The organism is Streptomyces sp. NPDC020299 (assembly GCF_044387825.1).
Lineage (GTDB): Bacteria > Actinomycetota > Actinomycetes > Streptomycetales > Streptomycetaceae > Streptomyces.
In genome coordinates this window covers 195,577-203,311 of record NZ_JBIRWL010000019.1, presented here as the reverse complement: position 1 = coordinate 203,311, position 7,735 = coordinate 195,577, and the positions used below count along the sequence as shown (strand labels likewise).

Annotated in this window: 8 protein-coding genes and 1 pseudogene; all 9 read left to right on the top strand. The window is 69.6% G+C overall.

Annotated elements, in window-relative coordinates; genetic code table 11:
• Positions 1 to 117: 117 nt before the first annotated feature.
• Positions 118 to 762: an HAD family hydrolase gene (locus ACH45E_RS37140; RefSeq protein ID WP_361449195.1), complete on the top strand. Its 645-nt coding sequence runs from the start codon at positions 118 to 120 to the stop codon at positions 760 to 762.
• A gap of 69 nt (positions 763 to 831) precedes the next feature.
• On the top strand, positions 832 to 1,533 hold the full coding sequence (locus tag ACH45E_RS37135; protein WP_361449198.1) for a VC0807 family protein: 702 nt from the start codon (positions 832 to 834) through the stop codon (positions 1,531 to 1,533).
• Between the two features lie 79 nt (positions 1,534 to 1,612).
• Entirely contained in the window at positions 1,613 to 2,842 is a 1,230-nt protein-coding gene (locus ACH45E_RS37130) for an MFS transporter (protein ID WP_361449201.1), read from the top strand.
• Complete coding sequence (locus ACH45E_RS37125) at positions 2,793 to 3,968, top strand: acetoin utilization protein AcuC (RefSeq protein ID WP_361449204.1); 1,176 nt, start codon at positions 2,793 to 2,795, stop codon at positions 3,966 to 3,968. Before ACH45E_RS37130 ends, ACH45E_RS37125 begins: the two co-directional genes overlap by 50 nt.
• Before the next feature lie 199 nt (positions 3,969 to 4,167).
• Positions 4,168 to 4,983 (top strand): phosphatase, encoded by an 816-nt coding sequence (locus ACH45E_RS37120; protein WP_361449207.1) that lies wholly within the window; start codon positions 4,168 to 4,170, stop codon positions 4,981 to 4,983.
• Between the two features lie 129 nt (positions 4,984 to 5,112).
• Complete coding sequence (locus tag ACH45E_RS37115) at positions 5,113 to 5,325, top strand: helix-turn-helix domain-containing protein (protein WP_004984898.1); 213 nt, start codon at positions 5,113 to 5,115, stop codon at positions 5,323 to 5,325.
• 132 nt (positions 5,326 to 5,457) lie between these two features.
• Entirely contained in the window at positions 5,458 to 5,556 is a 99-nt protein-coding gene (locus tag ACH45E_RS37110) for a 30S ribosomal protein bS22 (RefSeq protein ID WP_003948845.1), read from the top strand.
• Between the two features lie 198 nt (positions 5,557 to 5,754).
• Entirely contained in the window at positions 5,755 to 6,816 is a 1,062-nt protein-coding gene (locus ACH45E_RS37105) for an NAD-dependent epimerase/dehydratase family protein (protein WP_361449210.1), read from the top strand.
• 14 nt (positions 6,817 to 6,830) lie between these two features.
• Positions 6,831 to 7,735 (top strand): annotated as a pseudogene (locus ACH45E_RS37100) (lysophospholipid acyltransferase family protein); the annotation flags it as partial.

Here is a 7,735-nt window from a genome sequence, read left to right as displayed (position 1 = left end):
GATGGTACTGCAGGGGGGACCCTGTGGGAGAGTAGGACACCGCCGAACAAATATTGAGAAAGCCCCCGCACTTCGGTGCGGGGGCTTTCTGCGTTGAGGCCGTTTAGGCTCGACGGCATGCGCTACGACCTGATCATCTTCGATAATGACGGCGTCCTCGTCGACAGTGAGCCCATTTCCAACCGGCTCCTTGCGGCCTACCTCACCGAGCTCGGGCACCCGACGACCTACGAGGACTCCATCCGCGACTACATGGGGTCCGCCATGCACCGGATCCACGATCTGGTCCTGGAGCGCACGGGACGGCGGCTGCCGGACGAGTTCGACGACATCTTCCACGGTCGGGTCTTCGCCGCGTTCGAGCGGGAGTTGAAGCCGGTGGCCGGTGTGAGCGACGTACTGGAGAAGCTGGTCGCCGACGGGATGCCGTACTGCGTGGCCTCGTCCGGGAGTCATGAGCGGATCCGGGTGGGGCATCGGACGACCGGCCTCGACCGGTGGTTCGATGAGTCGCGGATCTTCAGTTCCCAGGACGTGGGGCGGGGCAAGCCGGCGCCGGACCTGTTCCTGTACGCGGCCGAGCGGATGAGCGTCGCGCCGGACCGGTGTGTGGTCGTGGAAGACAGCCCGCTGGGGGTCCAGGCGGCCAGGGCGGCCGGGATGGAGGTGTACGGGTTCACCGCGATGACGCCTCCGGCGAAGCTCGCGGGCGCCGGGCAACTCTTCGCCGACATGGGTGAGTTGTCAGCCCTGCTGGGCTGACAAATGTCATGCCGAGCCCTGGACGATCGTTTCTACTGCGGTACGGGCCCGCTGCGCGAAGCTGAGGGCATGACGACGAAGACGAGCAAGAAGAAGAACCACTTCGCCCCGCTGATCGTGGACGTGGCGGTGCCTCTCGGTTCGTACTACCTTTTCAAGGACGCCTTCGGGATGAGCACCTTCGCGGCGCTCGCCTGGAGCAGCGTGGTGCCGGCCGCGCGGACCGCGTGGAGCGCGGTCAAGGAGCGCAGGACCAACGGTCTCGCCGGGCTCATCCTCGCGGTGAACGTCGTCTCCCTCCTGCTCAGCTTCGTCTCCGGCGACCCGCGGCTGATGCTGGCCAAGGACAGCGCGGTCAGCAGCACGATCGCGATCGGCGTCCTGGTCTCCGTGGCGCTCGGCAAGCCCATGATGACCGCGGGCCTGAAGCCGTTCCTCGTGAAGAACGACGCCGCCAAGGAAGCCGCCTGGCAGCGGCTGGCCTCGGGCGCCGCGGCCGGCTCGGCGGTCTTCCTGCGCAAGGAGCGGGTCTTCTCCATCGTCTGGGGCGCGGTGCTGCTCGCCGAGTGCGTCGCACGGGCCGTGGGCGCCTACACGATCCCCGTCGACACCATGGTCTGGCTGGGCGGGGTCATCATGGCCGGCGCGATCGTCCTGGGCATGCTCTTCAGCGGTGCGCTGGCCGCCGGGCCGATGGAGGAGCTGGTGCGGGCCGAGGCGCAGAAGGCGGCCGAGGAAGCCGAGAAGCGTGCGGTCGTACTCGCCGGCTGAGCGGCGAGAGCAAAGCTGAGCGGAATTCACCTTCTACTTGATCTACCCACCGGTACGCCGGGGCCCTACGCTCGCCGCCATGACAGATGTGCTGCGGCGCGGTAGGGCCTCGCTGGCGTTCAGCTTCTTCGCGCAGGGCGCCACGTTCGCGCTGCTGGTGACGCGTATCCCCGGCATCCAGGACCGGTACGGCGTCTCCGACGGGCTGCTGCCCGTCTTCCTGGCCGCCGTCCCGATCCTGGCCGGGGTCGGCAGCGTGACCACCGAGCAGCTGGTGAAGCGAATACGGCCCAGCCTGCTGCTGCGCTGGTCCCAGCCCGTGGTGCTGCTGGCCCTGCTGGGCGTCGGGGCGGGCGGGGAGATGGCCGAGCTGGGCGTGGCCCTGGCCGCGTTCGGGCTCGCGGTCGGTGCGCTGGACGCCTCGATGAACATGCTCGGGGTGAGCCTCCAGCGGACGTACGGGCGCAGCATCATGCTCAGCTTCCACGCTGCGTACAGCCTGGGCGGGATCGTCGGGGCCTCGCTGGCCTGGGTGGGGGCGCACTGGCATCTGGCGCTGTGGGTGTCGTATCTGCCGGTGGTGGCGGTGCTGTTGCCGGCGGCTCTCGTGGGCAGCCGGTGGTACGTCGACGGTGACCCGGTGGCCGTGGACGGCCAGGGGGCGGGGGAGAGGGGCGAGGAGGGCGGCGGGAGCGTCGTCTTCAAGCTGCTGCTGCCGCTGTGCATGGTGATGACGTTCGCGTACATCGGGGACTCGACCGTCTCCAACTGGAGTGCGAAGTATCTGCAGGACACGCTGGGCAGTTCGGAGCAGCTGGCGACCGTTCCGTACAACGTGTACATGGTGACCACGCTGCTGGGCCGGACCATCGGGGATCTCGGGGTACGGCGGTTCGGGGCCGTGACGGTCGTGCGGATGGGGGCGCTGGTGGCGGCGCTCGGTTTCGCGGTGGTGGCGGGTGCGCCGGGGGCGTGGGTCGGGATGCTCGGGTTCACTCTGCTGGGGCTGGGGCTGTGCGTGTTGGTGCCGCAGACCTTCGCGGCGGCGGGACGCTTGTTCCCGGGGGCGTCGGACGCGGCGATCGCGCGGCTGAACATCTTCAACTACGTGGGCTTCCTGGTCGGTTCGCCGTTGGTGGGGGCGTTGGGGGACGCCTGGAGCTATCGCGGGGCGATGCTGGTGCCGATGGTGTTGGTGCTGGTGACGTTGGTGTACGCCAGGTCGTTCGCCGCTCAACCGGACCGATACGGTGGCGGGCATGAGCGGGCGCGCACGGCTGATGTGGGACGAGGCAGTAACGGGCTATGACTTCGGCTCGGACCATCCGATGGATCCGGTCCGGCTGGAGCTGACCCGGCGACTGGTGGGTGCCTTCGGGCTCGACCGGGAGGTGGAGGTCGTCGCGGCGAAGCCCGCCGGGGAGTCGACGCTGCGGCTGGTCCACCGGGAGGACTACATCGAGGCGGTGAAGGCCGCGTCGGCGGATCCGCGGTCGGCGGACGGGTCGTACGGGCTGGGGACGACGGACGATCCCGCCTTCGCCGGTATGCATGAGGTGTCCGCGCTGATCGCGGGGCAGTCGGTGGGCGCGGCGGAGGCCGTGTGGCGGGGGGACGCGGATCACGCCGTGAACTTCGCGGGCGGGCTGCACCATGCCATGCCCGGGGGTGCCTCGGGGTTCTGCATCTACAACGACGCGGCGCTGGCGATCGCGCGGCTGCTGGAGCTGGGCGCGGAGCGGGTCGCGTATGTGGACGTGGACGTGCACCACGGGGACGGGGTGCAGGCGGCGTTCTGGGAGGATCCGCGGGTTCTGACGGTCTCGCTGCACGAGCATCCCCGGACCTTGTTCCCCCAGACGGGGTGGCCGGAGGAGACGGGTGCGGCGGGGACGGCGGAGGGGTCGGCCGTGAATGTGGCCCTGCCGGCGGGGACGGGGGACGCGGGGTGGTTGCGGGCGTTCCACGCGGTGGTGCCGGAGGTGATCGCCGGGTTCCGGCCGCAGGTGCTGGTGACTCAGCACGGGGCCGACACCCATTTCGAGGATCCGCTCGCTCATCTCGCGGTGTCGCTGGACGCGCAGCGGGCTGTGCAGGTGGCGTGTCATTCGCTGGCGCACGAGTACGCCGGGGGGAAGTGGGTCGCCCTTGGTGGGGGAGGGTACGCGGTGGTGGAGGTGGTGCCGCGGTCGTGGACGCATCTGGTGGGGGTCGCGGCGGGGCGGGAGGTCGCGCCGGAGGCGGTGATCCCTGACGGGTGGCGGCAGGAAGTGTTCGCGCGTACGCGGCAGTTGGCGCCGGCGCGGATGACTGATGGGCGGTGGCCGGTGGGGTGGGCGGCTTGGGAGGACGGTTACGACCCGGCTGATCGCCTGGATCAGGCCGTGTTGGCTACGCGACGGGCGGTGTTTCCGTTGCGGGGGTTGCTGGCGTAGCCGGACCCTGGGCCCCCTTTTCTCCGCCCCCGCCGCCCCTACCCTTCCCGTCCCCAGGGGCTCCGCCCCTTCAACCCCGCCCGGGGGGGGCTGCGCCCCCCAGCACAGGCGGACCGTGTCGGGGGAAGCGTTAGGCCAACCGTGGGGTCTTCCCCTGTTCCTCGGCTGGCCGCACGCCCCTTGCGTCAGCATCGCTCCCGTGTTGAGCACGGGAGCGCTCCGGGCGCATCTGTTGGCTGCCCGGCTGGCCGGGACTGTGGCGACCTCCAGGGAGGTGAGCCTGCGGAGTTATCGGCTCTTCGCGGCCGGCGATCCGCGGGTGTTGATCGGGATAGATCCCGAGTGGACGTGGGGAGAGCGGGATCTGATCGCGTTGATGGCGGACAAGTGCGGGGTTTCGGCCGATCCGGCACACACTTCAGGGCATGATGTGATCGACCCGGACCTTACGCTGGCCGCGCTGGAGGCGTTCGCGGAGCGGGTCGGGGTGGTCGCCCGGCGGCGGGGACCGGTGCTGCTGGGTACCGGACACCCCCATCGGCTGCTCGGTTTCTACGCCGCCTTGGCGGACGCCTTGTCGGCGGCGGGATGTGAGGTCCTCACACCGGCGCAGGGTCGCTGTGTCGACATAACGACCCGGTTCGGCCTACGCACCCACAACCTTGATTACGTACGAGGCGTCGGGCTGATGCGAGACCCGGAAGCCGAACGCCCCGGTTGTGAGCCCGGCGCACACACGCATTCACCGCTCCCGGTTCGGACCGCGCTGGCGGCGGCGGCCGAGGCGGGAGGCCCGCTGCCGGAATTGGTGATCGGGGACCATGGCTGGGTCTGCGGGGCAGGTCAGCTGGGGTATGAGGCCATCGGGCTGGCCGATACGGACGACCCGGCGCTGTTCGTGGGAGAGGCCGAGGGATCGGTGTCGGTCGCCGTTCCACTTGATGACGGTGTGCGGTCCCCTTACTACCGTCCGCTTACCCGCTACGTACTCAATCGAGCGTGTCTGTCACAGTAGGCCGCCGATGGGTGCACCTCTTCCCCACTCGCATCACCCGCCCCTACATTGGGGAGTGAGCACGCAACGACGAAGAGTCACCGGAAGGGGAAGCCGGTGGCCGTCGAGTGCGGAAGGTTCAGGTGTGTCATGGCTGCAGCTGGCGAGAGGCCTCTGAACGAGGTTCAGTTCCTTACCGTGGCGGAAGTCGCCTCGGTGATGCGAGTGTCGAAGATGACCGTGTACCGGCTGGTGCACAGCGGTCATCTGCCCGCCATCCGGGTCGGGAGGTCGTTCCGCGTCCCGGAGCAAGCGGTACACGAGTACCTCCGAGAGAGTTATGTGGGGGTGGAAACCGCCTGACGGCGACCGCCGGAGATCCTCCGGAACACCTCGATTACGAGCTCAGCGCTCGGGCGGGTAGGCTAGCCCCTCGTAGGTCGTATGGGCCCATGGCGCCCAACGCCGAGTGATGAGAAGTGAGCGAGGGTAGTCGTGGGCTCTGTTATCAAGAAGCGGCGCAAGCGGATGGCCAAGAAGAAGCACCGCAAGCTGCTCAAGCGCACGCGCGTTCAGCGTCGCAACAAGAAGTAGGCGACGCCGAGAGCGTGGCTTTGTGGCCCCCCACGGGAAACCGGTGGGGGGCCACAGTCATATTCCGAAGGGGGAATTTCCGTCACCTGCCGCGTCGGGCGGTCATCACAGTGCAACATCCACCCGCTAAGTTGGCCGCACACGGGGAACGCGGGCTGGGCGAAGTCTGTGACGAGGGCTGGAAGGAAGGCGCTGATCTTGGGAAAGGTCGTGCTCGTGACCGGAGTGGCCCGGCAGTTGGGGGGCCGTTTCGTACGACGGATCCAGCGTGACCCGGAGGTGGACCGGGTCGTCGCCGTGGACGCGGTGCAGCCCGAGCACCACCTGGGCGGCGCCGACTTCATCCAGGCCGACATCCGGCAGGCCGCCATCGCGCGCGTGCTCGCCGAGACGGGCGCCGACACGGTCGTCCACATGGACGTGACGGGCACCGCGCTGGGCACGGGCAGCCGGACCACGGTCAAGGAGACCAACGTCATCGGCACCATGCAGCTGCTCGGCGCCTGCCAGAAGTCCCCGACGGTCAAGCGGCTGGTGGTGAAGTCCAGTACGAACGTGTACGGGTCCGCTCCCCGCGATCCGGCGGTGTTCACCGAGACGACCCCGCCGAAGTCACTGCCCAGCGGTGGCTTCGCGAAGGACACGGTCGAGGTCGAGGGATATGTACGGGGCTTCGCGCGCCGGCGACCGGACGTCGCCGTGTGTGTGCTGAGGTTCGCCAACATCCTGGGCCCGACCGCGGACACCCCGCTCGCCTCGTACTTCTCGCTGCCGGTCCTGCCGACCGTGTTCGGCTACGACCCCCGGCTGCAGTTCGTGCACGAGGACGACGTGATCGAGGTGCTGCGGATCGCCTCGCACGAGCCGCGCCGCGGCACGCTCAACAGCGGCACCTTCAACATCGCCGGGGACGGTGTCCTGCTGCTCTCGCAGTGCTCCAGGAGGCTGGGCCGCCCCACGGTGCCGCTGCTGCTGCCCGCCGTGACGTGGGCCGGGTCCCTGGTGCGTACGCTGGGAATGACGGACTTCTCGCCCGAGCAGATCCGGCTGCTCACCCACGGGCGGGTGGTGGCGACCGACCAGATGCGCGAGACGCTCGGATTCCAGCCCAAGTACACGACTGCTGAAACGTTTGCGGACTTCGCCCGCGGCCACGGCCCCGGGCTGCTGCCGCCGGAGGCCCTTGCCGGGGCCGTCGACCGGTTCGCCGAGCTGACCCTGCGGGGCAGCGGCCACCTCCCGACGCAGAGCGCCAACTGAGGAGCGCAGCAACGATGGCTGACGCCAAGGTCATTCCGTTCGACGACGACCGGTCCCGCGGGGGCGCCGTGCAGCGGCCGCCGCGGCGCCGGAGCGCGGGGAGCAGGCTCAAGAACGGGGAAGGAGGCCTGGTCCGCGAGGTGCAGCCGCTGCCCGACCGGGCACCCGTGCCGGATGATGTTCCCGTGACCAGCGAGGAGACGCCGCTCGAGAAGCCGCGGGACGAGGGCGGTGACGGCGGTCTGGAGCGGCGGATCGCCGGCGGGCTGGCCTTTCTGCGCCGCCGGCTCACCGGGGACTACGAGGTCGACGACTTCGGCTACGACGAGGAGCTCACCGACCAGGTCCTGATGTCCCTGCTGCGCCCGGTGTACGAGAAGTACTTCCGGGTCGAGGTGAAGGGCGTCGAGAACATCCCGGCCGAGGGCGGCGCGCTGATCGTCGCCAACCACTCCGGGACGCTGCCGCTCGACGGCCTGATGATGCAGGTCGCCGTCCACGACCACCACCCGGCGGGCCGGCATCTGCGGCTGCTCGCCGCCGACCTGGTCTTCGTGCTGCCGGTGGTCAACGAGCTCGCCCGCAAGCTGGGCCACACCCTGGCGTGCGCGGAGGACGCCGAGGGGCTGCTCGGGCAGGGCGAGCTGGTCGGGGTGATGCCGGAGGGCTTCAAGGGCATCGGGAAGCCCTTCAGCGAGCGCTACAAGCTCCAGCGGTTCGGCCGGGGCGGTTTCGTCTCCACGGCCCTGCGCAAGGGCGCTCCGATCATCCCCTGCTCGATCGTCGGGGCGGAGGAGATCTACCCGATGCTCGGCAACGCCAAGACGCTCGCGCGTCTCCTGGGCTTCCCGTACTTCCCGCTCACGCCCACCTTCCCCTGGCTGGGCCCGCTGGGCGCGGTCCCGCTGCCCACGAAGTG